This window comes from Xenorhabdus sp. PB30.3 (assembly GCF_963895965.1).
GTDB lineage: Bacteria > Pseudomonadota > Gammaproteobacteria > Enterobacterales > Enterobacteriaceae > Xenorhabdus > Xenorhabdus stockiae.
In genome coordinates, this window is sequence record NZ_CAWQMW010000081.1 from 1 (window position 1) to 2518 (window position 2518).

1 pseudogene is annotated in these 2518 nt (G+C 60.3%); it reads left to right on the forward strand.

What is annotated here, in order from left to right:
- Positions 1–2518 (forward strand): annotated as a pseudogene (locus tag AACX38_RS05825) (hypothetical protein); the annotation flags it as partial.

Genomic DNA, 2518 nt, shown 5'->3' on the forward strand with positions numbered 1-2518 from the left:
CTCTCCACCGGCGAGCGCTATAAAGTGGATGAAACGGATAAGGCCGTGACCTTACTCCAATACAGGCAGGATGTGGTGCGGTTTGAAAAAAACGGGGCGGAGGATGCGTATCAGGTGATCCATAAATCCGGTCAGGTGGAGATCCTCTCCGGGCCCAAAAATGCCTTTAACCTGAAAGTCCCGGTGAAGATCCTGAATCCGCTGGGGCACAGCCTGCAGCTGGAGTGGGATTATACCGCCGGCGCCGTGCCCCACCTGACGGGGATTTACGATCTGGATAAAAAACACCGGGCGCTGCTGACCGTTAAGACAATACCGGGGGTGGCGACCCGGCTGACCGTCTGGCCCGGCATGTCGGAAATGTATGAAATTGAACTGGCGCTGCATAACGGTTGGGTGAGTACCATCACGAACCTGACGGCCGGGCAGACGTTGATCTGGTCACTGGGCTATGACCTGCACTGCCAGTTTTTAAACCGGGTGACGACCCCGACCGGTTTGCTGGAGGCGGTGACGTATACGCAGGACGGCCACCGTTTTCCGGCTAAAGGGCCGGCGGCCGCCTTGCCGTATGTGACCCGCTACAGCCAGTCATCCGGTCTGGAGGGCGCCAGTGTCCGCACGTATACCTATACCAAGAACAACTTTCTCGGCAGCGGGACGGGGGGCGACTGGAGCCGCAATCAGGATTACCTCTACGGGGTGCTGTCCGATTATCAGTACGGCTCCATCGAACGCTGGGACAACGGGCAGGCGGTCCGGGAAATTACCCGGCGCTACAATAATTACCATCTGCTGGTGTCAGAAAAGGTAGAGCAGAACAACTGCATACGTCAGCATGAAACGGAGTATTACGCCCAAATCGGGGCGGAGTTTGCGCAGCAGCCGCCCCAGTTTCAGCTGCCCAAATCGGCCACGGTCCGCTTTATTGCCGGCAACGGCCAGCGGGAGGAGGTGACCCGGACGGAGTTTGATGCGGCCGGCAACCCGACCCTGCAGATTGCCCCGGACGGCACCCGCACGGTGTGGGTCTATTACCCGGCCAAAGGGGAGGTGACACGGCTGGATGACGATTGCTACGGCTGTCCGGCTGACCCCCACGGGTTTGTCCGTTACGTGAAATCGAAAACGGTGACCCCGGGCGTGGCTTCCCCCATCGGGGCCTATGACGATGCGCCGGGGCATGAGGTGATTTACCGTTATGATTCCCTGCCCACGCTGCCGGGGACCGCGACCAAAGCGGCGGTGGTGCGGACGCAGCAATGTCTGTTCCGGGTGGACCGGCACACCGGACAGCGCCAGTTGTTGCACACGCATCAGACCGGCTATGTCAGCCGGCCCCGCTCCCGCCATTACGGGCGGGTAGATAGCCTTACGCAGACGGTGTATGACGGGCAGAACGCCGGTCAGGGATATACCCAGCGACAGGTCTTTCACTATCAGCTGGATAAACAGCACCTGAAACAAACCACGCACTGGACGAGTGAGCATGACGGTCTGACGGCTTCCAGCGTGCAAATCCACTCCTGCTTCAGCCGTAAAGTGGGGTTTGAGCAGGACCATCAGGGCTGTACCGCGCTGTATGAGTATGATGCGTTTGGCCGCCTGTCTAAGCAGCTGAATAATGCCGGGACGGCATACGCCCGTGACATTGAATATGCCTACACCATTGAACAGGCCGGCGTGGTGGCGACCACCCAGAGCGATGTGCTGGGCAATCAGCACCGGACCTGGTTTGACGGACAGGGGCGGCGATGTAAGCAGGCTATGTTGCTGAAAGGGCAGGAGAATACGGACTGGCAAAAGGTGGCGGAGACGCAGCGGGACAGCTGGGGCCGGGTGGTGAACCAGACCCGGTATGACCGGTTACCGACCGGGAACAACCCGGCGGAAACCGCCTGTATCGCGGTCAGCCAGCAGACAGACTATGACGACTGGGGACAGCCCTGCGTGATAACGGACGCGACGGGGACACGCCATGTACAGCATTACGACCCGGTGACCCGGATAGCGCAGCAAACCACTCAGGCCGGGGACCTGCCATTCGGCACCACGCAAACCCACTATAACGTGCGGCATCAGCCGCTGACGGTCACCCTGTTCGACCGTCAGCATAAACCGGTATCCCGGCAAAGCCACTGGTATGATGGGCTGGGCCGGTTACGGGCCACCCTGGATACGCTGGGGCAGAAAACGGAATACACTTACGATGCCTTTAACCGGGTCGCGAGCGTCCGCTACAGTGACGGCACGGTGGTACGGAAAACCTATGCGCCGTTCAGTTCCGCTCATTTAGTGGTCAGAATGGACGTGGACGGGCAAGTGCTCGGGGAGCGTGAGTTTGACAGTCTGGGGCGGGTCAAATCGAGCACGGTCGGTGGCCGGACGGAGAAGAACACCTATCAGGGCGTCAGCCCGCTGCCGGACACCGTGACAGATGCTGTGGGGCAGACGGTGACGATGCAATATGAGCCGCGGCTGGGCAATGTCCCTGTCCGTGTGGACGCCCCGGGCCTCA